General features: G+C 72.8%; 19 protein-coding genes. 4 read left to right on the plus strand and 15 right to left on the minus strand.

From position 1 onward, the window contains the following. Nucleotides 1-141 precede the first annotated feature (141 nt). The 7 genes from ispG to ACLJT4_RS17375 all read right to left on the minus strand — a co-directional run bounded on the left by ispG (nucleotide 142) and on the right by ACLJT4_RS17375 (nucleotide 12679). Nucleotides 142-1299, minus strand: coding sequence for a flavodoxin-dependent (E)-4-hydroxy-3-methylbut-2-enyl-diphosphate synthase (ispG, locus tag ACLJT4_RS17345; RefSeq protein ID WP_016570719.1), 1158 nt, complete (start codon nucleotides 1297-1299; stop codon nucleotides 142-144). A 169-nt stretch (nucleotides 1300-1468) separates the two neighbouring features. After that, on the minus strand, nucleotides 1469-2770 hold the full coding sequence (locus ACLJT4_RS17350; RefSeq protein WP_016570720.1) for a M50 family metallopeptidase: 1302 nt from the start codon (nucleotides 2768-2770) through the stop codon (nucleotides 1469-1471). After that, nucleotides 2767-4083 (minus strand): 1-deoxy-D-xylulose-5-phosphate reductoisomerase, encoded by a 1317-nt coding sequence (dxr, locus tag ACLJT4_RS17355; protein WP_233661544.1) that lies wholly within the window; start codon nucleotides 4081-4083, stop codon nucleotides 2767-2769. The genes ACLJT4_RS17350 and dxr overlap by 4 nt, the downstream gene beginning before the upstream one ends. Nucleotides 4084-4182: 99 nt before the next feature. After that, entirely contained in the window at nucleotides 4183-6102 is a 1920-nt protein-coding gene (locus ACLJT4_RS17360; RefSeq protein WP_411123218.1) for an acyl-CoA dehydrogenase family protein, read from the minus strand. A gap of 577 nt (nucleotides 6103-6679) precedes the next feature. Further along, entirely contained in the window at nucleotides 6680-8137 is a 1458-nt protein-coding gene (locus ACLJT4_RS17365) for an aldehyde dehydrogenase family protein (RefSeq protein WP_411123219.1), read from the minus strand. 325 nt (nucleotides 8138-8462) lie between these two features. Further along, nucleotides 8463-10148 carry a PucR family transcriptional regulator gene (locus ACLJT4_RS17370; RefSeq protein WP_411123220.1) on the minus strand — a complete coding sequence of 562 codons (1686 nt, stop codon included), beginning with the start codon at nucleotides 10146-10148 and terminating at the stop codon, nucleotides 8463-8465. Nucleotides 10149-10492: 344 nt separating this feature from the next. Next, the gene (locus ACLJT4_RS17375) at nucleotides 10493-12679 is read right to left on the minus strand and encodes an ATP-binding protein (RefSeq protein WP_411123221.1); all 2187 of its coding nucleotides are present in this window, start codon (nucleotides 12677-12679) and stop codon (nucleotides 10493-10495) included. 255 nt (nucleotides 12680-12934) lie between these two features. On the opposite strand from ACLJT4_RS17375, the gene gabT reads away from it, so the two are divergent. Both gabT and ACLJT4_RS17385 read left to right on the plus strand, forming a co-directional pair. Then, nucleotides 12935-14284 (plus strand): 4-aminobutyrate--2-oxoglutarate transaminase, encoded by a 1350-nt coding sequence (gabT, locus tag ACLJT4_RS17380; protein ID WP_411123222.1) that lies wholly within the window; start codon nucleotides 12935-12937, stop codon nucleotides 14282-14284. A 760-nt stretch (nucleotides 14285-15044) separates the two neighbouring features. Beyond that, nucleotides 15045-15779 (plus strand): phosphatase PAP2 family protein, encoded by a 735-nt coding sequence (locus tag ACLJT4_RS17385; RefSeq protein ID WP_411123223.1) that lies wholly within the window; start codon nucleotides 15045-15047, stop codon nucleotides 15777-15779. On the opposite strand, the gene ACLJT4_RS17390 is transcribed toward ACLJT4_RS17385, so the two are convergent. From ACLJT4_RS17390 to ACLJT4_RS17425, 8 genes are all read right to left on the minus strand, one after another. After that, nucleotides 15776-16513: a DUF4232 domain-containing protein gene (locus tag ACLJT4_RS17390; RefSeq protein WP_411123224.1), complete on the minus strand. Its 738-nt coding sequence runs from the start codon at nucleotides 16511-16513 to the stop codon at nucleotides 15776-15778. The genes ACLJT4_RS17385 and ACLJT4_RS17390 overlap by 4 nt on opposite strands. Before the next feature lie 130 nt (nucleotides 16514-16643). After that, nucleotides 16644-17087 (minus strand): hypothetical protein, encoded by a 444-nt coding sequence (locus tag ACLJT4_RS17395; RefSeq protein WP_411123413.1) that lies wholly within the window; start codon nucleotides 17085-17087, stop codon nucleotides 16644-16646. A 189-nt stretch (nucleotides 17088-17276) separates the two neighbouring features. Then, nucleotides 17277-18704, minus strand: coding sequence for an NAD(P)/FAD-dependent oxidoreductase (locus ACLJT4_RS17400; RefSeq protein WP_411123225.1), 1428 nt, complete (start codon nucleotides 18702-18704; stop codon nucleotides 17277-17279). A 14-nt stretch (nucleotides 18705-18718) separates the two neighbouring features. Continuing rightward, nucleotides 18719-19630, minus strand: coding sequence for an ABC transporter permease (locus ACLJT4_RS17405; RefSeq protein WP_411123226.1), 912 nt, complete (start codon nucleotides 19628-19630; stop codon nucleotides 18719-18721). After that, nucleotides 19630-20568, minus strand: a complete 939-nt coding sequence (locus ACLJT4_RS17410; protein ID WP_411123227.1) for an ABC transporter permease — start codon at nucleotides 20566-20568, stop codon at nucleotides 19630-19632. The genes ACLJT4_RS17405 and ACLJT4_RS17410 overlap by 1 nt, the downstream gene beginning before the upstream one ends. Then, nucleotides 20565-21743 (minus strand): ABC transporter ATP-binding protein, encoded by a 1179-nt coding sequence (locus ACLJT4_RS17415; protein ID WP_038522037.1) that lies wholly within the window; start codon nucleotides 21741-21743, stop codon nucleotides 20565-20567. Before ACLJT4_RS17415 ends, ACLJT4_RS17410 begins: the two co-directional genes overlap by 4 nt. Before the next feature lie 77 nt (nucleotides 21744-21820). After that, nucleotides 21821-23086: a spermidine/putrescine ABC transporter substrate-binding protein gene (locus ACLJT4_RS17420; RefSeq protein WP_411123228.1), complete on the minus strand. Its 1266-nt coding sequence runs from the start codon at nucleotides 23084-23086 to the stop codon at nucleotides 21821-21823. Nucleotides 23087-23200: 114 nt separating this feature from the next. Beyond that, a complete protein-coding gene (locus tag ACLJT4_RS17425; protein ID WP_411123229.1) occupies nucleotides 23201-24718 on the minus strand; it encodes a gamma-aminobutyraldehyde dehydrogenase in 1518 nt (505 codons plus the stop codon). 202 nt (nucleotides 24719-24920) lie between these two features. Here ACLJT4_RS17425 and ACLJT4_RS17430 point away from each other — a divergent pair, with 202 nt between their 5' ends. Both ACLJT4_RS17430 and ACLJT4_RS17435 read left to right on the plus strand, forming a co-directional pair. Continuing rightward, nucleotides 24921-25538, plus strand: coding sequence for an NADAR family protein (locus ACLJT4_RS17430; protein ID WP_411123230.1), 618 nt, complete (start codon nucleotides 24921-24923; stop codon nucleotides 25536-25538). Between the two features lie 145 nt (nucleotides 25539-25683). Then, nucleotides 25684-26706, plus strand: a complete 1023-nt coding sequence (locus ACLJT4_RS17435; protein ID WP_411123231.1) for an adenosine deaminase — start codon at nucleotides 25684-25686, stop codon at nucleotides 26704-26706. Nucleotides 26707-26709 lie beyond the last annotated feature (3 nt).

A 26709-nucleotide genomic window follows, 5' to 3' on the forward strand; every position in this document is an offset into this window, starting at 1 on the left:
GGGCCTGGGAGGCCAGGCGGAGCGGGTCCTGGCACTGTACCTCCACCGGCCGGGAAGCACCCGGGCTCCTCTGGGCGACGGGCACGAGCCCCGCGGCCCGGGGCGGGCGGCGGGGCTCGGAGGAGCGGAGTGCGGTGGCGGTCAGCCGGCGGCGGTGACGACCGGCTCGCCGGAGGCGACGCCGTCGGCCTCCATCTGCGCGGCGATCTTCAGGGCCTCTTCGATGAGGGTCTCGACGATCTTCGACTCGGGGACGGTCTTGATGACCTCGCCCTTGACGAAGATCTGGCCCTTGCCGTTGCCGGAGGCGACGCCGAGGTCGGCCTCGCGGGCCTCGCCGGGGCCGTTGACGACGCAGCCCATGACGGCGACGCGGAGCGGCACCTCCATGCCCTCCAGGCCCGCGGTGACCTCGTCGGCGAGCTTGTAGACGTCGACCTGGGCGCGGCCGCAGGACGGGCAGGAGACGATCTCCAGGCGGCGGGGGCGGAGGTTCAGCGACTCCAGGATCTGGATGCCGACCTTGACCTCCTCCACCGGCGGGGCGGAGAGCGAGACCCGGATGGTGTCGCCGATGCCCTCGCTGAGCAGCGCGCCGAAGGCGACCGCGGACTTGATGGTGCCCTGGAAGGCCGGGCCGGCCTCGGTGACGCCGAGGTGGAGGGGGTAGTCGCTCTGGGCGGCGAGCTGGCGGTAGGCGTTGACCATCACGACCGGGTCGTTGTGCTTGACCGAGATCTTGATGTCGCGGAAGCCGTGCTCCTCGAAGAGGGACGCCTCCCACAGGGCCGACTCGACCAGGGCCTCGGGGGTGGCCTTGCCGTACTTCTGGAGCAGGCGCCGGTCCAGTGAGCCGGCGTTGACGCCGATCCGGATGGGGGTGCCGGCGTCGGAGGCCGCCTTGGCGATCTCCTTGACCTTGTCGTCGAACTGCTTGATGTTGCCGGGGTTGACACGGACCGCGGCGCAGCCGGCGTCGATGGCGGCGAAGACGTACTTCGGCTGGAAGTGGATGTCGGCGATCACCGGGATCTGCGACTTCCTCGCGATCACCGAGAGCGCGTCGGCGTCGTCCTGGGTGGGGCAGGCGACCCGGACGATCTGGCAGCCGGAGGCGGTCAGCTCGGCGATCTGCTGGAGCGTCGCGCCGATGTCGGAGGTCCGGGTGGTCGTCATCGACTGCACCGAAACCGGTGCGTCTCCGCCCACGGCGACCGTACCGACCTGGATCTTGCGGCTGACCCGGCGGTCGGCAAGCTTGGTCGGCACGTCCGGCATTCCCAGTGCGATGGCAGTCATCTGGCGAGCAACCCCAAGGTATGGATCAAGGCCCGGGTTCGGCGGGCTTCCGGTCATCGAGCCTACGGCACCGGGGTTGCCGGAGGCACATCGAACCCTTATGCCCCACGAAAGGGGGTGGCCGGGCACGCCCATACGGTCGCGGCGGGCCCGGCCGGGGTGCGCGGCCCTACGTCAGCTTCACCGGATTCACCACGTCGGCGACCAGCACCAGCAGGGTGAAGCAGACGAAGATCCCCGCGACGACGTAGGCGATCGGCATCAGCTTGGCCACGTCGAAGGGGCCCGGGTCGGGGCGCCGGACGACCTTGGCGAAGGCGCGCCGCAGCGACTCCCACAGGGCGCCGGCGATGTGACCGCCGTCCAGCGGCAGCAGCGGCAGCATGTTGAACAGGAACAGCGAGAGGTTGAAGCCGGCGACCAGGAAGAGCATGGTGGCCACCCGCTGCTCCGGCGGGATGTGCAGGGAGAAGACCTCGCCGCCGACGCGGGCCGCGCCGACCACGCCCATCGGGGAGTCCTGCTTGCGCTCGGCGCCGTTGAAGGCCGCGTTCCACAGGTCCGGGATCTTGCCGGGGAGGCTTATCAGCGACTGGGCGCCCTGCTGGACCATGGTGCCCATGCGGTCGACGGACTGACCGAAGGACTGCTGGACGATGCCGCTGGCCGGGGTGAAGCCGAGGAAGCCGGCGCTCACGTACTGGCCGGGGACGTAGCCGCCGTGGCCGTCGGTCTTGGCGACCTTGTTCTCGATGAGGTCGGCGTGCAGCGTCTGCCGGGCGCCGTGCCGCTCGACGACGAGGGTCGCCGGGCCGGTGGTCCGGCGGATCTGGTCCTGGAGGGTGCCCCAGTCGGGGACGGCGTGGCCGTTGAAGGAGACGATCTTGTCGCCGGCGCGCAGGCCCGCGGCCTTGGCCGGGGAGTCCTTGGCGGTCTTCGGGCACTTGTCGGACTGGGCGGAGGCCGCGATGACGCAGTCCGAGACCGAGCCGACCTGCGTGGTCTGGGTGTTGATCCCGAAGCCCATCAGCACGCTCATGAAGATCACCACGGCCAGGACCAGGTTCATGAACGGGCCGGCGAACATCACGATCACGCGCTTCCAGGGCTTGCGCGTGTAGAACAGCCGGTGCTCGTCGCCGGGCTGGAGTTCCTCGAAGGCCGCCGAGCGGGCGTCCTCGATCATGCCGCGGAACGGGGACGTGGAGCGGGCCTGGAGCTTGCCGTCGTCGCCGGGCGGGAACATGCCGATCATCCGGATGTAGCCGCCGAGCGGGACCGCCTTGATGCCGTACTCGGTGTCGCCCTTCTTGCGGGAGAAGATCGTCGGCCCGAAGCCCACCATGTACTGCGGCACGCGGATGCCGAACATCTTGGCCGTGCTGAGGTGGCCGAGTTCGTGCCAGGCGATGGAGAACAGCAGGCCGACGACGAAGACGACTATGCCGAGGATGGTCATCCAGGTCGTCATGCGCGAACCTCCGAGGGGGTGCGTGCCGCCGCGGCGGCCAGTTCGCGGGCGCGGGCGCGCGCCCAGGTCTCGGCCTGCAGGACGTCCGAGACGGTCAGGGAGGTTCCGTCACCGGGCGCGCTGCCGGGGCGGGCGCCGTCCTGGCTCTGCTTCATCACCACTCCGGATGCCAGCCCTTCGTCGACCACTGCCGCGACCGTATCCACAATCCCTGTGAACGGCAGCCCGCCGGTGAGGAACGCCTCGACGCACTCCTCGTTGGCGGCGTTGAAGACGGCGGGGGCGGTACCGCCCAGTTCGCCGACCCGGCAGGCCAGTGGCACGGAGGGGAAGGCGTCCTGGTCGAGCGGGAAGAACTCCCAGGTCTGCGCGTTCTTCCAGTCGACGCCGGGCGCCGCGTCGGGGACCCGCTCGGGCCAGCCCAGGCCCAGCGCGATCGGCATCCGCATGTCGGGCGGGCTGGCCTGGGCCAGCGTGGAGCCGTCGGTGAATTCCACCATCGAGTGGACGTAGGACTGCGGGTGGACGACGACCTCGATGCGGTCGAAGGGGACGTCGAAGAGCAGGTGCGCCTCGATGACCTCCAGGCCCTTGTTGACCAGGGTCGCGGAGTTGATCGTGACGACCGGGCCCATGGACCAGGTGGGGTGGGCCAGCGCCTGTTCGGGGGTGACGCCGGCGAGCTCCCGTCGGGTGCGGCCGCGGAACGGGCCGCCGGAGGCGGTGACCACCAGTTTGCGGACCTCGGCGCGGGTACCGCCGGTCAGCGCCTGGAAGAGCGCGGAGTGCTCGGAGTCGACGGGGATGATCTGGCCGGGGCGGGCGACGGCCTTGACCAGGGGGCCGCCGACGATCAGCGATTCCTTGTTGGCCAGCGCCAGTACCCGGCCGGCCTTCAGGGCGGCGAGGGTGGGGGCCAGACCGATGGAGCCGGTGATGCCGTTGAGGACGGTGTGGCAGGGCGAGGCGGCGAGCTCGGTGGCCGCCTCGGGGCCGGCGAGGATCTCCGGCAGCGGCTCCCCCGCGCCGTAGCGGGCGGTCAGCGCCTCGCGCAGCGCGGGTGCGGTCTCCTCGCGCGCCACCGCCACCGCGGCGACCCGCAGCTGGTGCGCCTGCTCGGCGAGCAGCTCGATCCGGCCGCCGGACGCGGCGAGCGCGGTGACCCGGAACCGGCCGGGGTTGCGCCGCACGATGTCGATGGCCTGGGTGCCGATCGAACCGGTCGAGCCGAGGATCACGATCTCCCGGGGGCTTGCCGGGTCGCCGGTGGCCGGCTCGAAGCGCAGGTGCGGGTGAGCGAGGGTGTCCGTCATGTGGTCCATTGTGGCCGGTCGGCGCGGTGCCCCGGCCACCGAGGGCGCCGGCACCTCGTACGGGCGACCCGCGGGCCGCCCGTACGAGCTGGCCCCGCCCTACTGGAAGGGGCGGCGGACGTTGTCCTTGGTGGAGCGGCCGGGGGTGGCGTCGGCGATCCAGGGGCCGTCCCCGCTGGGGTCGACGACGCCCTCCTCCAGCCAGGTGTAGCGGCCGCCGAGGACGCCGGAGACGACCTTGCGGTCGAGTTCGTCGGTGTTGGTCCACAGTCGGTGGAACAGTTCCTCGACGCGGATCCGGGCCTGGCGGCAGAAGGCGTCGGCGAGTTGGTGCGCCTCCCGGCCGTGGTTGCCGGTGAGCCGCAGGTGCTCGGCCCGCACGCAGGCCGCGCTCATGGCGAACAGCTCCGCGCCGATGTCGACGATCCGGCCGAGGAAGCCCTGCTTGGTCTCCATCTTCCCCTGCCAGCGGGACATCGCGTAGAACGTGGACCTGGCGAGCTTGCGCGAGGTCCGCTCCACGTACCGCAGGTGGCCCGCGAGTTCACCGAACTCCGCATAGGTGCGCGGGAGTTGACCGGCTCCGGCGACGAGCTTGGGCAGCCAGCGGGCGTAGAATCCGCCGGCCTTGGCGGCGGCCTTGCCCTTGTCGGCGAGGGTCTTGTCGGGGTCGATCAGGTCGCCGGCGACGGACAGGTGGGCGTCCACCGCCTCCCGGGCGATCAGCAGGTGCATGATCTCCGTGGAGCCCTCGAAGATCCGGTTGATCCGCATGTCGCGCAGCATCTGCTCGGTGGGGACCGCGCGTTCGCCCCGGGCCGCGAGGGAGTCCGCGGTCTCGAAGCCGCGACCGCCGCGGATCTGGACCAGTTCGTCGGCCATCTGCCAGCCCATCTCGGAGCCGTAGAGCTTGGCGAGGGCGGCCTCGATGCGGATGTCGTTGCGGTTCTCGTCGGCCATCTGGGAGGCGAGGTCGACGACCGCCTCCAGGGCGAAGGTGGTCGCCGCGATGAAGGAGATCTTGGCGCCGACCGCCTCGTGCTTGGCGATCGGGCGACCCCACTGCTCGCGGGCGCCGGACCACTCGCGGGCGATCTTCAGGCACCACTTGCCGGTGCCGGCGCACATCGCGGGCAGCGAGAGCCGGCCGGTGTTGAGCGTGGTCAGGGCGATCTTCAGGCCGGCGCCCTCGGGGCCGATGCGGTTGGCGGCCGGCACCCGCACCCGGTGGAAGCGGGTGACGCCGTTCTCCAGACCGCGCAGGCCCATGAAGGCGTTGCGGTTCTCGACGGTGATGCCGGGCGAGTCGGCCTCGACGACGAAGGCGGTGATGCCGCCCTTGTGGCCTTCCGAGGCGGGCACCCGGGCCATCACCACCAGCAGGTCGGCGACCACGCCGTTGGTGGTCCACAGCTTCACGCCGTCGAGGACGTAGTCGTCGCCGTCCGGCACCGCGGCGGTGGCCAGCCGGGCCGGGTCGGAACCGACGTCGGGCTCGGTGAGCAGGAACGCCGAGATGTCCGTGCGGGCCAGCCGCGGCAGGAACGCCTCCTTCTGCTCCTGGGTGCCGAAGAGCTTCAACGGCTGCGGTACGCCGATCGACTGATGCGCGGAGAGCAGCGCGCCGATCGCCGGGCTGGCCGAGCCGGCCAGGGCGAGCGCGCGGTTGTAGTAGACCTGGGTGAGGCCGAGGCCCCCGTACTTGGGGTCGATCTTCATGCCCAGGGCGCCCAGTTCCTTCAGGCCCCGCACGGTCTCGTCCGGGATCCGGCCGTCCCGTTCGATCCGGGCGCCGTCGACCTGCGTCTCGCAGAACTCCCGCAGCGTGGCGAGGAACTTCTCGCCGCGCCGGACGTCGTCCACGGACGGGGTCGGGTGCGGATGGATGAGATCGAGCCGGAAGCGCCCCAGGAACAGCTCCTTGGCGAAGCTGGGCTTGTGCCAGTCCTGCTCACGGGCCGCCTCGGCGACCTGTCGGGCTTCGCGCTCGGAAACGTTGCGGATGGACGGAGCGGTCATCGGGAACTCACCTCGCCGCGGATCGGGAGTGCCGCCGACGGACCGGTCGGCCGGCGGGCAGTGCTACTTGTGACAAGTACCCGATCCGCACCGGTTGCACCAGCGGAGCGGCGCCCGCCGACGAGTCCCGGCGCGAGGCGGAACGGACGGCCGCGAAGGCGTTCGCGCGCGGCTCCGGCCGCCCGGCCGACGGGGCGGACCGAGCCCCCGTACCGGCCCTGCGGGGGGGGCGGCGTACCGCGCTGGTTGTACGTGCGTCGGCGGTCTTCCCCCCAACGGCAAGGCCCCGCATCCGCCTCGGTCAGGAGGAACCGGGGCGGAGCGGGGCCGTAGCGTCGGAGGTCCGGCCTGGCGGAGCCAGTGCCGGACGGCGGGGGGGGGGACGCGGCGCGCTCCGGAAACAGGGTGCCGGAGCGCGCCGCGCACGGGGGCCGGCGCCGGGGGGTGCGCCGGCCCGGACCTGGCGGGCGGTACGGCCCAAGGGATGGCCGTCGCTGTCCACCAAGCCAGGCCGGATCGGAGGGTGCGGGGCGGGCCGACGAACGCGGCCCGCCCGGCCACGGGAATTCCCTGCGGCCTACAGGTCCAGTCCGGTGAGGACCAGGACCCGCTCGTAGGTGTAGTCGTCCATCGCGTAGCGGACGCCCTCACGGCCGACGCCGGACTGCTTGACGCCGCCGTAGGGCATCTGGTCGGCGCGGTAGGACGGCACGTCGCCGATCACCACGCCGCCGACCTCCAGCGCGCGGTGCGCGCGGAAGGCGGTCCGGGCGTCGTGGGTGAACACGCCGGCCTGGAGGCCGAACTTGGAGTCGTTGACGGCTGCGAACGCCGCGTCGACGCCGTCGACCTTCTTGAGGGTGAGCACCGGACCGAAGACCTCTTCGGTGGCGAGGGTCGCGCCGGCCGGCACGTCCTCCAGCACGGTCGGCGCGTAGGAGGCACCGTCGCGCTTGCCGCCGGTGAGGAGCTTGGCGCCGCGCTCGACGGCGTCGTTCACCCAGGACTCCACGCGCTGCGCCGCGGCCTCGCTGACCAGCGGGCCGACCTCGGTCTCCGGGTCGGTCGGGTCGCCGGTGACCTGGGCCTCGACCCGCTCCACGACCTTGGCGACCAGCCGGTCGTAGACCGAGGCGTCGGCGATGACCCGCTGCACCGAGATGCAGGACTGGCCGCCCTGGTAGTTGGAGAAGGTGGCGATGCGCTGCGCCGCCCAGTCCAGGTCCTCCTCGGAGGACCAGTCGGGCAGGACGACGGCCGCGCCGTTGCCGCCGAGCTCCAGGGTGCAGTGCTTGCGCGGCACGGAGTCGAGGATGGCGTAGCCGACCGTGTCGGAGCCGGTGAAGGAGATGACCGGCAGCCGCTCGTCCTGGACCAGCGCCTCCATGCGGTCGTTGGGGACCGGGAGGATCGACCAGGAACCGGCGGGCAGGTCGGTGCCGGCGAGCAGCTCACCGATGATGAGGCCGGAGAGCGGGGTGGCCGGGGCCGGCTTGAGGATGATCGGGACGCCGGCGGCGATGGCCGGGGCGATCTTGTGGGCGCAGAGGTTCAGCGGGAAGTTGAACGGCGCGATGCCCAGGACCGTGCCGCGCGGGAAGCGGCGGGTCAGCGCGAGACGGCCGGCGCCGCCCGCGTCGGTGTCCAGGCGCTGCGCCTCGCCGCCGTTGAAGCGGCGGGCCTCCTCGGCCGCGAAGCGGAACACGGAGACGGCGCGGCCGACCTCGCCGCGGGCCCACTTGATGGGCTTGCCGTTCTCGGCGGAGATCAGCTGGGCGATCTCCTCGGTGCGCTCCACCAGCCCGCGCACCACGTGGTCCAGGGCGGCGGCCCGCACGTGGGCGGGGGTCACGGCCAGCTCGTCCTGGACCGCGACGGAGGCGGCGACGGCCTCCTCGACCTGGGCCTCGGTGGGAACGCTCACCGTGCCGACGAGACGTCCGTCCCAGGGGGAGCTGACGTCGAAGGTGGTCTCGCCGGTGGCCTCACGGCCGGCGAGCCAGAAGGCGGTGGGGGCTGCAGCAGTGTTCGGCACAGTGGATCCCGGCCCTTCATGATGGTGGGTGGTGCACGCGCGGCTCTGGGAGCGGCTTGGCGTAGGACTCTGCAGCCCACCGTAGGGGCGCGACGGCCTCCTGGCGCTTGTCCGAAGCGGCGTAATCCACGGGTTCGCCTCTCCGCGGTGGAGTCCACGGGGGCCCGGAACCGGTCCGCGGGAGGGCCACGAGGGGCCCGGACGCCGTGCGCGGGTGGTCCACCGGGGCCCGTGACCGCGGTCGACGGGGCGCTCCCCGCCGGAGCGGCGCGCGTCCCGCACGGGCCGGAGCCACCCGACCCGCAGCCCCGCCCGGGCGTGTCGCCTACTCCCCCACCTGGGACGACGTGGCCTTCAACGCCAGCCACAGCTCCATCCGGACGTCCGGATCGTCCAGCGAGCGGCCGAGGATCTCCTCCACCCGCCGCATCCGGTAGCGCAGGGTGTGGCGGTGGACGCCCAGGTCGGCGGCGGCCGCGTCCCACTGGCCGTGCCGGGCCAGCCAGGCGCGCAGGGACGCCACCAGGTCGCCACGGCCGGTCGCGTCGTGTTCGCGCAGCGCCCGCAGCAGCCCGTCGGCGAACGCCCGCACCGCGTCGTCCGCGAGCAGCGGCAGCACCGAGCCGGCCGCCACGTCCTCGTGCTCCACCAGGGCGCGGCCGCGGCGGCGGGCCACGGACAGCGCCTGTTCGGCCTGGCGGTAGGCGTTGGCGGCGGCCATCGGCCCGGTGGGCGCGGAGAGGCCCACGGCCAGCCCCTCGGTCTCCCGGGCGGCGCCGCTCCGGCCGTTGCGGCCGCGCGGACGGGGCGCCGCACCGAGCCGCGCCTCGGCAGCGGCGGCGAACGCGGTGCAGGCGTCAGCGGCCGCCCCGCCATCCGTGACCAGCACGATCAGCCGGCCGGCGTCCGGTACCGCGAGGACCGCTTCACCACTCCGGGCGGCGGCCGACTCCATGGCGTCGGCGAGCGCGTCCAGGACGGGCACGGCGCCGGCGCCCGACGACGGGGATCCCCCCGGTTCGGGGGCGGACGGGAGCTTGGCGGGGGACGGCTGGTCGTCGGAGGGCACCGGCTCGGCCACCACCATGCGGAACGGGGCGTCCAGCAGCCCTCCGTAGAGCCGGCCCGCCACGGCCCGGGCGTGGTCCGGTTCGCCCGCCAGCAGCATCTTCAGCACCGCGGCGCCCAGCCGCTGCTCGGCGTCCTGGAGCGCCCGGGAGCGTTCGGTGGTCAACGTCAGCAGGGCGACCGCGGAGTGCACCGCGTACCGCTCGGCGGTGCCGAGCGGCGCACCGGTCCCCACGGCGAGCACCCCGCGGGCCCGCCGCCCGGTGCCCAGCGTCTGGAGCTCCACCCGGTCGTCGCCGTCGGTGTCGCTGACCACCGAACTGGCCGGCGCCGGCCGCTCCCGCAGCCGCGCCACGTCCTCCGCGAGCCGGGCCGCCCGCCGCGCCGCCCACTCCGGGGCGGCCGCCACCACCGCGCCCGAGGCGTCGTAGAGCGCCGCCCAGCCGTCCAGGTGCGACGCGAGCCGGGCCAGCAGTTCGGCCGGCCCCTCGGCGCCGAGCGCCGCCCGGGTCAGCTCGCGCTGGGCCTCGAAACCGGCGGTCACCGCGCGGTACTGGTCGGCCGCCACGGACGCCGACACCGCCTTGCTGATCGCGATGAACGGCGTCCGGCGCGGCACCCCGAGCAGCGGCAGGTGGTGCCGGCGCGCCGCCTCGACCAGCGCCTCGGGCACCCCCTCGTAGTTCACCCCGACCGCGAAGCCCAGCCCGACGACGCCGGCCTCGGCGACCCGGCGCACGTACCGGTCCGCGGTCTCCGGGTCCTCCGCGTCGAGCTTGAGGGCGGTGATCAGCAGCAGCTCACCGCCCTCCATGTAGGGCACCGGGTCGATCAGCTCGCTGGCGTGCGCCCAGCGCACCGGGGCGTCCAGCCGGTCCTCGCCCGCGAGCACGGTCAGCTTGAGCGCGGTGTGGTTGACCAGGGAGGCGAGGGTGTGCGGCATGAGACCTTCGATGGCTCCGGCGGACGGCACGACCGCGACCGGCGGCCGAGTCACCCTGCCGGTCCCCTGCCGACTCCCGCCGATCGTCTGCACCGTCCGTATGAACGGCTGGCATGTACGCCGTCCCGTATGAACGGCTGATGCCGATTCTGCCTCAACGGACGGTTTCGGGAACACTCCCCGGCGGCGCATTCGGCGCGGGACGCCCCCGCGCACCCTCCGGCCCGCCCCCCAAAGCGCGCGCCCCCCTGCCCGGACCCGTCGCCACCGCCCGGACGGATCATGACCGCGACGATGCCGTGGACGGTACAGGGGGCACGCACGGAGGGCCCCCGAACGGCGGGTCAGGGCCGGAGGTCGATCAACACCGGAGGCGCGTGCTCACCCTCGACCGTGGTCACGGAGAGGACGGCGTGGCCGGCCGGAAGCGCGTTCGCGAGGTCCGAGGCGGACCAGCGCTCCCGCTCGACGGTGCGGACGGTGATCGCCTTCGAAGTGGCGGCCTTCCCGGTGACCAACTGACGGACGAGGTGGAACGCCTTCATCCCGGCACCGTGGGCGATGATCTGCCGGTCCGTCACATCGCGGGTCTCCACCCACTCCTTGCCCCACACCTCGGCGAACGGCGCCCCGTCCCACGGTGTGACGCCCGCGAACGCCATCCGGCAGCCCACCGAGCCGAGCAGGGCGCTGCGCAACGTCTCGGGGACGTCGTCCAGCGAGCGCAGGGTCAGCACCGCACCGGCGTTGGCCGAGCGGAGACGCTGCAGACCCCGCAACGCCTCCGCGGTGATGGTGTGCGCGGCCTCGTCCAGGACCAGGCAGGCGAACAGGGAACGGTCGGCACGGGCCACCGCGCACTCCGTGAACTGCGCCAGCACCAACCGGGCGAGAATCCGGGACGCCTCGGCATGGCCGCGTTCGGGCAGCTCGATACGGACCCGCAGGGGGTGGTCCAGGGACCGCAGCGACACCTGCCGGGTGGCTCCCGTCGGATCGAAGAAGCCGGCGAAGGCGGGGCGGTCGAGCAGCGCGATGCGGTCGGCGAGCAGCAGGGCGACGTCACCGGGGCGCTGCGACTGGCGGGCGCGGGCGTCGAGTTCCCGCAGCAGCGTGTGTCCGCCGGCCGCCTCCAGAGCCGTGCGCAGTGCGGCCATCGCCGGCGGCGCGCCGTCCAGGAGCTCACGCAGTTCCGGCACGGTCGGGAAGCGGGCGTGCGCCGCGCGGAACGGGCCGAGCAACTGGGCCAGGGCGGTCGCCGCGCGCCGGCTGTCGCCACCGGGGAGCTGCTCGGCGAGGTCCCCGACCAGGGCCTCCGCCAAGACGCCGGCGGCCTCGTCGGGATCGGTGGTGCCCCCGTAGAGGTCGAGGTCGCAGTCCGGATCCGGACGGCCGATGCGCACCACCACGTCGAAGGCGCCGTCGGGGCCGAGGGACGAACCGGCCGGGCCGACCGCGACGACCGCGCACTGCCCGGCCAGCGCCTGGAGGCACATCGCCTCCACCACCGGGCGCACCAACCGGGTGGTCTTGCCGCTCCCCGCCGGCCCGACGGCCAGCAGCGACGTGCCCAGCACCCGGGGATCCAACGCACAGCCACTGCCCCGGTGCTGGTACGGATTGCGCACGTGGTCGGCAGCGGTGCCGATCCGAACCTGGTGGGCGAGCAGGTCGTGCTGGGCGGTGCGCTGGGCCAGGTCGCGGGCGCCCGAGGGGTGGGCGCAGGCCGCGGCGCCGTGCCGCAGGACGGTGTCGGTGAAGGAGGCCAGGGAGTTCCGGCCGGTGCGCACCGAACGCCAGGCGCGCCGGATGCGCGCCACGTCGACGTCGTTCATCGCACCCGTCCGGGCCTCGGCCGCGAGCTTGTCGGCGGCGTCGGGGGCACCGTGGGCACGGAGTTCGGGCCACTGCGCGGGATCGGTGGCCGGTTCGGGCTTTGCGGCGGGGGCCCGGTCCCGGAGGCGGCGGAGCGCGGGGCCCAGAACGCGACGGAGCAGCTCGGGCCAGCGGCCCAGACGGCCGAAGAAGAACGCGATCCCGAGGATCCACAGTCCGTAGTAGGCATTGCTGACCACCAGGAACGCCGTGTGGTCGTCCGACGTCTGCGCAGCGGCCCAGGAGTCCGGACGCAGAAGTCGGAGCGGCCAGTACCAGTAGGGGCCGAGATAACCGTTCCACAACAGCGACCACAGCAGCCAACCGCACAGTGCCGCGATCACCGCTCCGCTGATCAGCTGCCGCAAGGGGATCCGTTCCGGTTCCTTCGCCGCGCGGGGGCGGTGCCCGTACGTCCAGATTCCGGGGGCGGCGGCCGGCCGTGGCGTGCGCAGCCAGGTCAGCAGCGCCGGCGGTGCCCCGGCGGACCCGGCGGCAGGAACGGTCGGCGGAGCGGTCGGCATGGCCGGCGGCGCGGTGGGCCGCGGCGGGGTGTGCGGTGCGGCCGGCCGCGGCACCGCGGGGTCGGGGCGCCACTCCGCGGACGGCGGAGGTGCGGCGGTGTGCTGTGCGTCCTGCGTGCCCTCGGTGTCCATCCGGTGCCCCTTGTCCCCCTTGAGACGTGGCCGGCCGCGTTGGTTCGCCGGCCTGTCGTTGTCCTGCCCGCGTGGGCGTGCCCATGCCGGGTGCGCCGCCGCTCAATTTACTGGCCGCGCCCCGTGGCTATGTCCGGTGCGGACAACGCAACACGCGCACTTCTCCCGAACGGAACATGCCAGACCCGGCCCACCGCCCCTAACCTGCGAGAACAAGACCTCTGTACGTCCGTGTTCCACCCCCAGGAGACTGCCATGACCGAACTGTCCGGAGGCCCCGCCCTCCCCCAGGAGCGTCGCGTCGTCACCGCGATCCCCGGCCCCAAGTCGCAGGAGCTGTGGGCCCGCAAGCAGAAGACCGTGGCCGCCGGTGTCGGCGCGGTGCTGCCCGTCTTCGTCAAGCGCGCGGGCGGCGGTGTCCTGGAGGACGTGGACGGCAACTCCCTGATCGACTTCGGCTCCGGCATCGCGGTGACGTCGGTCGGCAACAGCGCGGAGGCCGTGGTACGCCGGGCCGTCGCGCAGCTCGCCGACTTCACCCACACCTGTGCCATGGTCACGCCGTACGAGCCGTACGTCGAGGTCTGTGAGCAGCTGGCCGAGCTGACGCCGGGCGACCACGCCAAGAAGTCGGCGCTGTTCAACTCCGGTGCGGAGGCGGTCGAGAACGCCGTCAAGATCGCCCGGGCGTACACCAAGCGCCAGGCGGTCGTCGTGTTCGACCACGGCTACCACGGCCGGACCAACCTGACGATGGCGCTGACCGCGAAGAACATGCCGTACAAGCACGGCTTCGGCCCGTTCGCGCCCGAGGTCTACCGCGTGCCGCTGGCCTACCCCTACCGCTGGCTGACCGGTCCGGAGAACTGCGCGCAGGAGGCCGCCGACCAGGCGATCACGCAGATCACCAAGCAGATCGGCGCCGAGAACGTCGCGGCGATCATCATCGAGCCGGTGCTCGGCGAGGGCGGCTTCATCGAACCGGCCAAGGGCTTCCTCCCGGCCATCGCGAACTTCGCGAAGGAAAACGGCATCGTCTTCGTCGCCGACGAGATCCAGTCCGGTTTCTGCCGCACCGGCCAGTGGTTCGCGTGTGAGGACGAGGGCATCGTGCCGGACCTCATCACGACCGCCAAGGGCATCGCGGGCGGTCTGCCGCTGGCGGCCGTCACCGGCCGCGCCGAGATGATGGACGCCGCGCACGCGGGCGGCCTGGGCGGCACCTACGGCGGCAACCCGGTGGCCTGCGCCGCCGCGCTCGGCTCGATCGAGACCATGCGCGAGCTGGACCTGAACGCCAAGGCCAAGCGCATCGAGGAGGTCATGAAGGGCCGCCTGACCGCGATGCAGGAGAAGTTCGACGTCATCGGCGAGGTCCGCGGCCGCGGTGCGATGATCGCGATCGAGCTGGTCAAGTCGGGTTCCAAGGACCCCAACCCGGAGGCCACCGCGGCGCTCGCCAAGGCGTGCCACCAGGAGGGCCTGCTGGTCCTCACGACCGGTACGTTCGGCAACGTGCTCCGCTTCCTGCCGCCGCTGGTGATCGGCGAGGACCTGCTGAACGAGGGCCTGGACATCCTGGAGACGGTCTTCGGCACGCTCTGAGCGTCCGCGTCCTGGGGACGCATCCGAGCAGGACCTTCCGGGCGCGGCCCGGGGCGCGGTGCGGACCGCGTCCCGGGCCGCGCCCCGTGCGTCGGCGCCGCTGGCGCAGGGGCGGGATACGGTCACGACGGGGCGGAACGGAGCCGGCCGCGCGACGAGTGAAGAAGATGTGCGGGGGCAATGGCGGGCGCGTGATGCGGCTTACGGGGCGCGCTCCGGGTGCCGTACGGTTTCTGCAGATGAGAGAAACACCCACCCACAGGGGACTGCGGGTGGTGCCCGGTCGGCGCTTTCCTGGCTTCGACCTGGCCGTGCCCTCGCGCACACCACCGGACCCCTGGCACGGGGATTCCGGGAATCCTCACCGATCGGATGTCCGCCCGCCCCAGACCCCCCGGGGCGCGCGGGCCACCGGTCTGCGCGGCCGCTCCGGAACCACCCCCCCGTTCCGGAGCGGCCGCATTTTCGTGTTCGGATTTCTGCTTCCGGCGGCGGGCACTCCGGTGCCGGCGTTCCGGGCTCGTCGTTCTGTGTGTACCGCGGTGCGGTGCGGGTGCGTGGCGTGCGCGTGCGGTGTGTTGGAGTGGGGCGCGTGATGCGGTGTGGGGGGGTGTTCCGCCTGATGCGGTGGCGTTGTTGGTGGCGGCCGTGGCAGCGGCGCGTTGGTGGGTCGGCCGGCTCCGGTGGTTCTGGCGGTCCCGGTGGTACCGGTGATGCGGGCGGTTCCAGGGAGCCTCGTCGCGCTGGGGGTGCAGAGGGAGTGGCGGTCCGGCGGTACGGGCTGGTCGCGCTGTGCAGTGCGCTGCTCTTCTTGCTGGTCACCTGGCAGGTGGCGGCCCACGGCGCGGTGCGGGGGTTCGACGAGCGGCTCGGTCGCGAGGTGGCCACGAGTGCCGTGCCCCGGCCGCCCGCGCAGTTCTTCGCCGACCTCGGCAACACGTCGGTGGCGCTGCCGGTGTTGCTGGTGGCGGCGGCGTGGGCCGGGTGGCGGCTGCACCGGGGCGCGTCAGGCGAGCGCCGTCGGGCGTGGCTGCCGCCGGTCGCCGCGTTGGGCATCCTGGCCGCCGTGCCGGCGCTCGTCGTGCCGTTCAAGGTGTGGCTGGATCGGCCGGGGCCGCCGGAGATGGCGGGGTCGCACGAGGGGTTCTACCCGTCGGGGCACGGGACGACGGCGGCCGTCGCCTACGGCTTGGTGGCGCTGCTGCTGGTGCGGGCGCACGCGGCGCCGCGGACGCACCGGTCGAAGCCGCCCTCCGGCGGCCGGAGGGCGGCCGCGTCCGCCGGCGCGTGGCTGGTCGCGGCGGGGACCGGGCTGCTCAATGCGGGGGTCGGGCTGGGGCTGGTGCGGCAGGGGTACCACTGGCCGCTGGACGTGCTCGGTGGCTGGTGCCTGGCGGGGGTGCTGCTGCCGCTGTGGTGCGCGGTGTGCGGCCGGTGGGGCGGACGGGCCCGCACCTGCCGCACCGCCGATCAGGGGTCCGGCCGGCCCGGTTAGGGCACGTTGACGGGGTTGACGAAGGTGCCGGGGTGGGTGGCGCCGGACTGGTCCAGGATGGCGCCGCCGTACGGCCACTGGAGCTGGAAGTGCTTCTTCTCGTTCGGCGGGGTGATCAGCACCAGGCCGGGCTCGACCTTGTGGTCGTCGGCGCGGGTGCCGGGCAGCAACGTGATGGTGAACGAGGTGTGCGCGTTCGGCTTCAGCACCTTCGGCTGCGGCGCCTGCCCCGAGCGGCGCAGGTCCCAGGTGGTGCCCTCGGTGCCCTTGATCTGGACGCCGGGGAAGCCGGAGATGCGGCAGGGGGAGCCGCTGATGTTCTTCAGCCACACCGCGACGGTCTGCTGCTGGTCGGTCTTCATGTCCGGCACGCCGCCGCCCTCCGAGCCCCAGCCGGCCTGCAGCCCGTCGGTGGTGCAGCGGGCCACCTGGTCGCCGCCCCGCCCCGTGCCGTCGCCGGCCGCCGCGGCGGCACCGTCGCCGGCCTTCGCGGACGGGGTGCCGGCGCTGCCCGAACCGCCCGTCGTGCCGCCGGCGCCGGTGCTGCTCCCGGAGCCGGTGCTGCTCCCGGAGCCGGTGCTGTTCCCGGCACCGTTGTCCGCGGCGGCGGACGCGGCCGGGGCGGCGGCGGAGCCGCCGGTGCCGTTGCAGGCGGTGAGGCCGAACGCGGCGGCGGTGATCAGGCCGGCGACGGCGACGGTGCGGCCCCTACGGAGCGCGGTGCGGTGCGACATGGTGGTTTCCTCAAGGTCCGTTGCGCGGCGCGGCGGTCGCCCCGCACACACCACCGTGCCGGGGACGGCTGATGATCCACTAACTCATCGCTAACGCCGTGCGGGATCGGCGCGGTCCGGGCCGGCGGGTTCACGCTCCCCGGTCGCGGGCCGCCACCGCCGCGTGCAGCGCTCGTTCCAGCGCCGCCGGGTCGGTGAGCGTCCCGGAGCCGTCCGGCGGCACCGCCCAGCGGACGCCGCCGGTCGCCCGGCCGGGGTACGGCACCACGATCCAGGTGCCGGGGCCGGCGCCGCGCACGCCGGTGCCCAGCCAGCGGGCGGCGGTGCCGGGCGGCACGAAGAAGCCGGTGCGGGCGTCGCGGAAGTCCGACAGGACGGGTCCGGGGCGGTCCCGGCCCCGGGCCAGCACCTCCAGCGCCGGGCGGCCGAGGGCGCCCCCGACGATCAGGACGTCCCAGCACCGGCCGGCCTCCAGCAGCGTCACCCCGAGCGGGTTGCGCTCCCAGGCCCGGCGGCAGGCGTCGGGGTCCGGTGCGGCCGACACCAGCCAGTCCACCGCGGCGTTCGCCCTCATTGTGGTCATCTCGTCCCCTCCCGTTCCCGGCCCGGGTGGGCCGTGTCTCCAGGGGAGAGGGGCGTGCCCGGTGATCCTTACACGGGTCCGCGGAGGAATCTGCGCCCCGGTGGCGGGGCGCCCGGGAGCGCGCGGGGGCGGGCGGCCGGTGGGCCGCCCGCCCCGGACGTGCGTCGGGAGGTCGATCGGTCAGCTGTCGAAGCCGAGCCCGACCTTGTCCATGGCCTTCAGCCACAGGTTGCGCCGGCCGCCGTTCTCGTCGGCGCGGGTCATCGACCACTGGGTGATGCCGATGCCGAGCGAGCGCACCGGCTCGGGCGGGAACGGCAGCGGCTTGCTCCGCACCATCTCCAGCTCGGTCCGCTCGGTGCGCTCCCCCGCCAGCAGGTCCAGCATCACCTCGGCGCCGAAGCGGGTGGCGCCGACGCCGAGCCCGGTGTAGCCGAGCGCGTACGCGGCCCGGCCGCCGTGGGCGGTGCCGAAGAACGCCGAGAAGCGGGAGCAGGTGTCGATGGCGCCGCCCCAGGTGTGGGTGAAGCGCAGGCCCTCCAACTGCGGGAAGCAGGTGAAGAAGTGCTGGGCGAGCTTGCGGTAGGTGTCGGGGTGGTGGTCGTACTCGGCCCGGACGCCGCCGCCGTAGCGGTAGATGATGTCGTAGCCGCCCCACAGGATCCGGTTGTCCGCGGTGATGCGGAAGTAGTGGAAGTGGTTGGCGCTGTCGCTCAGGCCCGGCCGGTTCTTCCAGCCGATGGCGGCGAGCTGTTCGGCGCTGAGCGGCTCGGTCATCAGGGCGTAGTCGTAGACCGGCGCGATGAACGGGCGGACCCGCTTGACGAGTGACGGGAAGGCGTTGGTGGCGAGCGCCGTGTGCTGGGCGAAGACCCGGCCGTACGGGGTGCGGACCGCGATGCCCGGGCCGCGCGAGGACAGCTCGGTGCCGGGGGTGTGCTCGTAGACGCGCACGCCCAGCGACCGGCAGGCCCGCTTCAGGCCCCAGGCCAGCTTGGCCGGGTGCACCATGGCGACGCCGGTGCGGTCCCACAGGCCGGCGAGGAAGGTCGGCGAGTCGACCTCGGCGCGGACCGCGTCGCGGTCGAGGAACTCCTGTCCGGTCAGGCCCAGTTCCGCGGCCTCGTCGGCCATCTCGCGGAGCTCGGCGACCTGGTGCGGGGCGGTGGCGACGTCGATCTCGCCGGTGCGCTCGAAGTCGCAGTCGATGCCGTAGCGGGCGACCGCGTCCTCGATGGCGTCGAGGTTGCGGGCGCCCAGCTCCTCCAGCTTGCCCAGTTCACCGGGCCAGCGGGACAGCCCGTTGCCCAGGCCGTGTGTGAGGGAGGCGGCGCAGAAGCCGCCGTTGCGGCCGGAGGCGGCCCAGCCGATCTCCTGGCCCTCGATGAGGACGACGTCGCGTTGCGGGTCGCGCTCCTTGGCCAGCAGCGCGGTCCACAGTCCGGAGTACCCCCCGCCGACGACCAGCAGGTCGCAGTGTTCGTCGCCGACGAGGGCGGGTTCGACGGCCGGCCGCGCCGGGTCCTCCAACCAGAACGGGGTGCGGGCGGCGTCGGCCAGTGCGTGGACGGGGGAGGCCCCCGAGGTCTTCATGGCAGCTCGTGCCATGGTTCTCAGCTCCTCTAGCTGCGTTTGCTGCGCTTACTGTGCTTGCTGTGCTTACTGTGCTTACGTCGGGTTCCGGCCAGTTGGCCGGCGAGCACGCAGAGGACGGCGACCAGGAACATCGCCGTACCGATGACATTGATTTGAACGGGTGTGCCCCGCTGTGCCGATCCCCAGACGAACATGGGGAAGGTCACGGTGGAGCCGGCGTTGAAGTTGGTGATGATGAAGTCGTCGAAGGAGAGCGCGAAGGAGAGCAGGGCGCCGGCGGCGATGCCGGGCGCGGCGATCGGCAGTGTCACCCGCAGGAAGGTCTGCACCGGGGTGGCGTAGAGGTCCTGGGCTGCCTGTTCCAGTCGCGGGTCCATGCTCATCACGCGGGCCTTGACGGCCGTGACGACGAAGCTCAGGCAGAACATGATGTGGGCGATCAGGATCGTCCAGAAGCCGAACTGGATGCCCATGTTGAGGAACAGGGTCGCCAGCGAGGCGGCCATGACCACCTCGGGCATCGCCATCGGCAGGAAGATCAGGGTGTTGACGGCCGCGCGGGCGCGGAAGCGGTAGCGGGCCAGCGCGAACGCGATCATGGTGCCGAGGACGGTCGCGCCGACGGTGGCCCAGACGGCTATCTCCAGGCTCAGCCCGAGCGAGCCGCACATGTCGGCGACGCCGCACGGGTCGGTCCAGGCGTCGGTGGAGAACCGCGTCCACTGGTAGTTGAAGCGCCCGTTGGGCTTGTTGAAGGAGAAGACCATCACCACGACGTTCGGCAGGATCAGGTAGGCCAGCGTGGCCAGTCCCGCCAGGGTGACGAGGTTGCGGCGCAGCCACCGCAGGCCCTTGCCGGAGCCACGCCGGGGGGCCGGTGCGGCGGCCGGGGCCGTGGTCGCGGTCGGGTCCTGCGCGGGGGTGTCGGTTGCCGCCATCAGACCAGATCCTCCGTCCCGGACTTGCGGATGTAGAGCGTGACCATGGCGAGGATGGCCGCCATGAGGAGGAACGAGAGCGCGGCGGCGGTCGGGTAGTCCAGGACCCGCAGGAACTGCGACTGGATGACGTTGCCGATCATCTTCTGGTCGGTGGAGCCCAGCAGTTCGGAGTTGATGTAGTCGCCGGCGGCCGGGATGAAGGTCAGCAGGGTACCGGCGACGACGCCGGGCATGGAGAGCGGGAAGGTGACCCGGCGGAAGGTGGTGGCCGGGCGGGCGTAGAGGTCGCCGGCGGCCTCGTGCAGCCGCGGGTCGATCCGCTCCAGCGAGGTGTAGAGCGGCAGGACCATGAACGGCAGGAAGTTGTAGGTCAGGCCGCAGACCACGGCCAGCGGGGTGGCCAGCACCCGGTGCCCCTCGGTGATGCCCAGGGCGCTGGTGACGTCCAGGAGGTGCAGCGCGTTGAGCGCGCCGACCACCGGGCCGCCGTCGGCCAGGATCGTCTTCCAGGCCAGGGTGCGGATCAGGAAGCTGGTGAAGAACGGGGCGATGACGAGGATCATCACGAGGTTGCGCCACCGGCCGGCCTTGAAGGCGATGAGGTACGCCAGGGGGTAGCCGAGCAGCAGGCAGAGCACGGTGGCGACGGCCGCGTAGCTGACCGAGCGCACGAACTGCGGCCAGTACTCGGCCAGCGCGTCCCAGTAGGTGGCGAAGTGCCAGGTGACCTTGAAGCCCTCTTCGAGGGAGCCGGTCTGGATCGAGGTCGACGCCTGGTAGACGAGCGGGGCGGCGAAGAAGACGATCAGCCAGAGGATGCCGGGCAGCAGCAGCCAGTACGGCACCAGGCGCTTGCGGGCCGGGGTCTTGCGGAGCGGCAGCGCCTCGTCGTCGCTCTGCTCGTCCGGTGGTGCGGGGGCGGCGGTGGCGGTCATGCGGCCTCCCCGTCGAGCTCCGCGCCCTCGTCGTCCGTGGTCCCGGCGAGCAGGGACTGTGCCGCGTCGAGCCCGAAGGTGTGCTCCGGCTCCCAGTGCAGGACGACGTCGGCGCCGGGGACCAGGCGGCCGTCCCGGCCGATGTTCTGCTCGTAGACGGAGAGTTCGCCGACGCCGGGGACGTCGACGACGTACTGGGTGGAGACGCCGATGAAGCTGGCGATCTTCACGCGGCCGGCCATCCGGTTGTGGCCCTCGGGGACCGCCGCGGCGTCGTCGGCGTGCGCCAGGGCGACCTTCTCCGGGCGGAAGCCGGCCAGTACCTTCTCGCCCTTGCGGGCCGGGGTGTTGCAGCGTCGGGTGGGCAGCCGGAGCGTGGCGCCGCCGGCGGTCAGGACGAGTGCGGTGCCGTCGGCCTCGGTGACCTCGGCCGGTATGAGGTTGGAGGTGCCCAGGAAGTTGGCGACGAAGGTGGTGGCGGGGTTCTCGTACAACTCGGCGGGGGCGCCGAGCTGTTCGACCCGGCCGCCGTTCATCACGGCCACGGTGTCGGCCATCGTCATGGCCTCCTCCTGGTCGTGGGTGACGTGCACGAAGGTGATGCCGACCTCCGTCTGGATGCGCTTGAGCTCCAGTTGCATCTGGCGGCGCAACTTGAGGTCGAGGGCGCCGAGCGGCTCGTCCAGCAGCAGCACCTCGGGGTGGTTGATCAGCGCCCGGGCGACCGCGACCCGCTGCTGCTGGCCGCCGGAGAGCTGCTGCGGCCTGCGGCGCGCCATCGGGCCGAGCTGGACCAGGTCGAGCATCTCCTCGACCTGCTTCTTGACGGACTTGACGCCGCGGCGGCGCAGTCCGAAGGCGACGTTCTCGTAGATGTCCAGGTGCGGGAAGAGCGCGTAGTTCTGGAAGACGGTGTTGACCTGCCGCTTGTAGGGCGGCAGGGCGGTGACGTCCTGGCCGGAGAGTTCGACCGTCCCGGTGGTGGGCTCCTCCAGGCCGGCGATCATGCGCAGGGTGGTGGTCTTGCCGCAGCCGGAGGCGCCCAGCAGCGCGAAGAAGGACCCGGCGGGAATGGTGAGGTCGAGCGGCTGTACGGCGGTGAAGGAGCCGTAGGTTTTGCTGATCCGGTGCAGACGGACGTCGCCGCCGCTGCTGGGGGTCGCGGTGTGGGTCATGTGGGTCGTCCCGTGGGTCGAAGGGCGAAGCGGCTCGGGCGGGCCTGGTGTGCGGACCGGGCGCCGTGAGGGCCGGCTCAGGCGCCGGTGAGGTCGGCGAACTTCTGGTTGAACACCCTGCTCTCCCGGGGGGTCAGGGCGCGGAAGGAGTGCGACCGGGCGGCCATCTCCTCGTCCGGCAGGATCAGCGGGTTCTCCGCCAACGTCCGGTCGATCTTGGCGAGTTCCTCGCGCACCCCGCCGACGGGGCAGGCGTAGTTGATGTACGCGGCGAGCCGGGCCGCGACCTTCGGCTCGTAGTAGTAGTCGATGAGCCGTTCGGCGTTCCCCTTGTGGCGGGCTTTGCTGGGCACCATCAGGTTGTCGGTGGAGGTCATGTAGCCGGCCTGGGGCACGGCGTAGCGGATGTCGGGGTTGTCGCTCTGCAGTTGGACGACGTCGCCGGCCCAGGCGACGCACGCGGCGAGGTCGCCCTTGTCCAGGTCGTTGGTGTAGTCGTTGCCGGTGAAGCGACGGATCTGCTGGGAGTCGACACCCTTCTGGAGCCGGGCCAGCGCGGCGTCGTAGTCGTCGGCGGTGACGTCCTCGGGCCGTTTGCCCATGTCCAGGAGGGTCAGTCCGACGGTGTCGCGCATCTCGGACAGGAAGCCGACCCGGCCCTTGAGCTGCGGGTCCTCCAGCAGCTGGCTGATCGAGTCGACCCTCCGGCCGCCGGTGGCCTTGACGTTGTACGCGATGATCGCGGGGATGCCCTGCCAGACGTAGGAGTGCTTGCGGCCCGGGTCCCAGGCGGGGTCGCGGAACTGGGCCGAGAGGTTGGCCCGGGCGTGCGGCAGGCGCTCCGCGTCGAGCGGCTGGATCCAGCCCAGGGAGATCATCCGGGCGCACATCCAGTCGGTGAGCACGATCAGGTCGCGGCCGGTGTCCTGCCCGTTGGCGAGCTGGGCCTGGATCTTGCCGAAGAACTCGTCGTTGTCGTTGATGTCCTCGGTGTACGTCACGGCGATGCCGGTGCGCCGCTGGAAGGCGTCCAGCGTGGGGTGGCGCTTGCCGTCGTCGCTGACGTCCATGTACTCGGTCCAGTTGGAGAAGTTCAGGCGCTTCTCCGCCGGGGAGCGGTCCACGGTCAGGGCGGCGTCGGTGCGGCCGGCGGGGGCGATGCCGCAGGCCGACAGGGCCGCGCCGCCGCCCGCCACGGCCGCCAGGGCGCCGCCGGCGCGCAGCAGCGAGCGGCGGGTCATGGCGAGCCGGCCGGTGGTCAGGCTGCGGCGCATGGCGCGGAGTTCGTCCGCCGACAGGGGGGCCGCGGGGGCCGGGGGTGCCAACTGCTCGTGGTGCTCCATGCGCGGTGGCCTTTCAAGGGGGTTGTGCCCGGCGGGCGGCCGGTGTGGCGGTGGTGCGCGGCCCCGGCCGCGGGTGGTGCGGCACCCGCGGCCGGGGCGTCCGGTCGGGCCGGGTCAGGCACGGTCCCCGAAGATCGTCCGGTGCCAGTCCTTCCTGGCCACCCCGGTGATGTCGTACATGACGTGCTTGACCTGCGTGTACTCCTCGAAGGAGTACGCCGACATGTCCTTGCCGAAACCGGACGCCTTGGCGCCGCCGTGCGGCATCTCGCTGATGATCGGGATGTGGTCGTTGATCCAGACGCAGCCGGCGTTGATCTCGCGGGTGGCCCGGGCGGTGCGGTAGACGTCCCGGCTCCAGGCGGACGCGGCCAGCCCGTAGGGGGTGTCGTTGGCGAGCGCGAGGCCCTCGTCGTCGCTGTCGAAGGGCAGCACGACCAGCACCGGGCCGAAGATCTCGGACTGCACGACCTCGCTGTCCTGCGCGGCCCCGGTGATCAGCGTCGGCCGGTAGTAGGCGCCCTTGGCGAGCTCGCCCTGGGGCGCCTCGCCGCCGGTGACGACGGTGGCGTAGCCGCGGGCCCGCTCGACGAACCCGGCCACCCGGTCCCGTTGGGTGTGCGAGATCAGCGGTCCGAGGTCGGTGGACGGGTCGAAGGGGTCGCCCAGCCGCACGGTCGCCATCAGGTCCGCCACGCCGCTGACGAACGCGTCGTAGAGCGGCCGCTGGACGTAGGCGCGGGTGGCGGCGGTGCAGTCCTGGCCGGTGTTGATCAGGGCGCCGGCGACCGCACCGTGCACGGCGGCCTCCAGGTCGGCGTCGTCGAAGACCACGAACGGGGCCTTGCCGCCGAGTTCCAGGTGGAGCCGCTTGACGGTGCCGGTGGCGATCTCGGCGACCCGCTTGCCGACGGCGGTGGAGCCGGTGAAGGAGGTCATGGCGACGTCGGGGTGGCCGACCAGGTGCTCGCCGGCGTCCCGGCCGGCGCCGGAAACCACGTTGAAGACACCGTCGGGGAGCCCGGCGCGCTGCGCGGCCTGCGCGAACATCAGGGAGGTCAGCGGGGTGATCTCGGCGGGCTTCAGCACGATGGTGTTGCCCGCGGCGATGGCCGGCAGGACCTTCCAGGCGGCCATCTGGAGCGGATAGTTCCAGGGCGCGATGGAGCCGACCACGCCGACCGGTTCGCGGCGGACTGCGGAGGTGTGGTCGCCGCTGTATTCCCCGGCCGCCTTGCCCTCCAGGTGGCGGGCGGCACCGGCGAAGAACGCGGCGTTGTCGATGCTGCCCGGAACGTCGAACTCTTTGCTGAGCTTGATTGGCTTTCCGCAGTTGAGGGATTCGGCGGCGGCGAGGTCCGCGGCGTCCTCGGTGAGTGCCGCGGCGAAGCGGTGCAGGGTGTCGGACCGTTCGCCGGGCGTGGCGCCCGCCCATCCCGGCAGGGCCCGCGCGGCCGCCGCCACCGCGGCGTCCACGTCGTCGGTACCTGCGAGTTCGTACCGCAGGACGGTCTCGCCGGTGGCCGGGTCGACGACGTCCTGGGTACGGCCGGAGGTGCCGCTCCGCAGGCTCCCGGCGATGAATTGCGCCCCCGCGGCGAATCGCTCGGTCACTTCGAATCGCTGGTCCATGGTGCTCTCCTCCGCCGGGCGCCGGGGCCGCTCAGCGGCACTGCCAGGCGTAGCTATTTCCGGAATCGATGGCCGATCCTGACAGAGCTGAAGGCGACCAACAAGTGATTCCGTTGTTGCCTTTTGGTTACGCGACGAATTCTGCGAATTCGGTGGCGGAAAACCCCGACACGTTGTCAGTGCTCGCTGACAGAATCCCGGCATGATGCACGACAACCCGGCAGCCACCCCGAGCCCGCCCACCCCCGGTACCGCGGACGGCCCGCGCTCGGTCGAGGAGGTGGTGGCGCAGACCGCCGCCGGCGAGCGGGTGAAGTACGTCCACTTCTGGGGCCACCGCCCGCCCCGTGACGGCGGCGTCGGGGCGAGCTGTTTCAGCCAGTGGTGGCCCGCCCCCTTCACCGTCGACGGCGTCCGGTACGCCACCGCCGAGCACTGGATGATGGCCGGTAAGGCCCGGCTCTTCGGGGACGCCGAAGCCGAGCGGCGGGCGCTCGCCGCGGCCCACCCCCAGCAGGCCAAGGAGGCCGGGCGGACGGTGCGCGGCTTCGCCGAGGAGGTCTGGCGGCGGCACCGCTTCGCCCTGGTCGTCGAGGGCAGCCGGCACAAGTTCGGCCAGCACCCGCAGCTGCGGGAGTTCCTGCTGGGCACCGGCTCCCGGGTCCTGGTGGAGGCCAGCCCGGTGGACCGGATATGGGGCATCGGGCTGGCCGCCGACGACGACCGCGCCGCCGACCCGGCCCGCTGGCGCGGGCTGAACCTCCTCGGCTTCGCCCTCATGGCGGCCCGGCAGCAGCTGGCCGCGGGCGGCGCCGTCTAGGCACCGAGGGAGCGGCGCCGTCCCGTGGGGCCGCACCGGCCCCGACCGGCCGCGTCGACCGTCCGGCCGCCCCCATACGATGACCGGATCGCCCCGACCGTCCGCCGCGCGCCCTTCACCCGGCGCCCTCTCCCAGGAGGATCCGTTGTCCGACCTCGACGCCTTCATCGCGGGCCTGCCCAAGGCGGAGCTGCACGTCCACCACGTCGGCTCGGCCTCCCCGCGGATCGTCGCCGAACTGGCCGCCCGGCACCCGGACTCCGCCGTGCCCAGCGACCCCGAGGCGCTCGCCGACTACTTCACCTTCCGCGACTTCGCGCACTTCATCGAGGTCTACCTCTCCGTCGTGGACCTGATCCGCGACGCCGAGGACGTCCGCCTGCTGACGTACGAGGTCGCGCGCGACATGGCCCGGCAGCAGATCCGCTACGCCGAGCTGACGGTCACGCCCTTCAGCTCGACCAGCCGCGGCATCCCGGACGCCGCCTTCGTCGAAGCCATCGAGGACGCCCGCAAGGCCGCCGAGGCCGAGCTGGGCGTGGTGCTGCGCTGGTGCTTCGACATCCCCGGCGAGGCGGGTCTGGCCGCCGCCGAGGAGACCGCCCGGATCGCCTGCGAGCTGCAGCCCGAGGGCCTGGTCTCGTTCGGCCTGGGCGGCCCCGAGATCGGCGTGCCCCGGCCCCAGTTCAAGCCGTACTTCGACCGGGCCATCGCCGCCGGCCTGCACTCCGTCCCGCACGCCGGGGAGACCACCGGCCCCGGCACCATCTGGGACGCCCTGACGGACCTGCGCGCCGAGCGGATCGGCCACGGCACCAGCGCCACCCAGGATCCGAAGCTGTTGGCGCACCTCGCCGAGCACCGCATCCCGCTGGAGGTCTGCCCGACCTCCAACATCGCCACCCGGGCCGTCCGCACGCTGGCGGAGCACCCGGTGAAGGAGATGGTCGACGCCGGCGTCCTGGTCACCATCAACAGCGACGACCCGCCGATGTTCGGTACCGACCTCAACACCGAATACGGCGTCGCCGCCCGCCTGTTGGGCCTGGACACCACCGGCCTGGCCGCCCTCGCCAAGAACGCGGTCACCGCCGCCTTCATGGACGACGCGGCCAAGGCCCGACTGTCCGCCGAGATCGACGCGTACGCGGCGGGGTGGCGCGGCTAGGGC

It is taken from the genome of Streptomyces sp. x-19 (assembly GCF_046549115.1).
Classification (GTDB): domain Bacteria; phylum Actinomycetota; class Actinomycetes; order Streptomycetales; family Streptomycetaceae; genus Streptomyces; species Streptomyces albulus_C.

Coding starts and splice junctions, on each gene's coding strand:
- ispG (WP_016570719.1), bottom strand. CDS start 1,299: ATGACTGCCATCGCACTGGGAATGCCGGACGTGCCGACCAAGCTTGCC.
- ACLJT4_RS17350 (WP_016570720.1), bottom strand. CDS start 2,770: ATGACGACCTGGATGACCATCCTCGGCATAGTCGTCTTCGTCGTCGGC.
- dxr (WP_233661544.1), bottom strand. CDS start 4,083: ATGACGGACACCCTCGCTCACCCGCACCTGCGCTTCGAGCCGGCCACC.
- ACLJT4_RS17360 (WP_411123218.1), bottom strand. CDS start 6,102: ATGACCGCTCCGTCCATCCGCAACGTTTCCGAGCGCGAAGCCCGACAG.
- ACLJT4_RS17370 (WP_411123220.1), bottom strand. CDS start 10,148: ATGCCGCACACCCTCGCCTCCCTGGTCAACCACACCGCGCTCAAGCTG.
- ACLJT4_RS17375 (WP_411123221.1), bottom strand. CDS start 12,679: ATGGACACCGAGGGCACGCAGGACGCACAGCACACCGCCGCACCTCCG.
- gabT (WP_411123222.1), top strand. CDS start 12,935: ATGACCGAACTGTCCGGAGGCCCCGCCCTCCCCCAGGAGCGTCGCGTC.
- ACLJT4_RS17390 (WP_411123224.1), bottom strand. CDS start 16,513: ATGTCGCACCGCACCGCGCTCCGTAGGGGCCGCACCGTCGCCGTCGCC.
- ACLJT4_RS17395 (WP_411123413.1), bottom strand. CDS start 17,087: ATGAGGGCGAACGCCGCGGTGGACTGGCTGGTGTCGGCCGCACCGGAC.
- ACLJT4_RS17400 (WP_411123225.1), bottom strand. CDS start 18,704: ATGGCACGAGCTGCCATGAAGACCTCGGGGGCCTCCCCCGTCCACGCA.
- ACLJT4_RS17405 (WP_411123226.1), bottom strand. CDS start 19,630: ATGGCGGCAACCGACACCCCCGCGCAGGACCCGACCGCGACCACGGCC.
- ACLJT4_RS17410 (WP_411123227.1), bottom strand. CDS start 20,568: ATGACCGCCACCGCCGCCCCCGCACCACCGGACGAGCAGAGCGACGAC.
- ACLJT4_RS17415 (WP_038522037.1), bottom strand. CDS start 21,743: ATGACCCACACCGCGACCCCCAGCAGCGGCGGCGACGTCCGTCTGCAC.
- ACLJT4_RS17420 (WP_411123228.1), bottom strand. CDS start 23,086: ATGGAGCACCACGAGCAGTTGGCACCCCCGGCCCCCGCGGCCCCCCTG.
- ACLJT4_RS17425 (WP_411123229.1), bottom strand. CDS start 24,718: ATGGACCAGCGATTCGAAGTGACCGAGCGATTCGCCGCGGGGGCGCAA.
- ACLJT4_RS17430 (WP_411123230.1), top strand. CDS start 24,921: ATGATGCACGACAACCCGGCAGCCACCCCGAGCCCGCCCACCCCCGGT.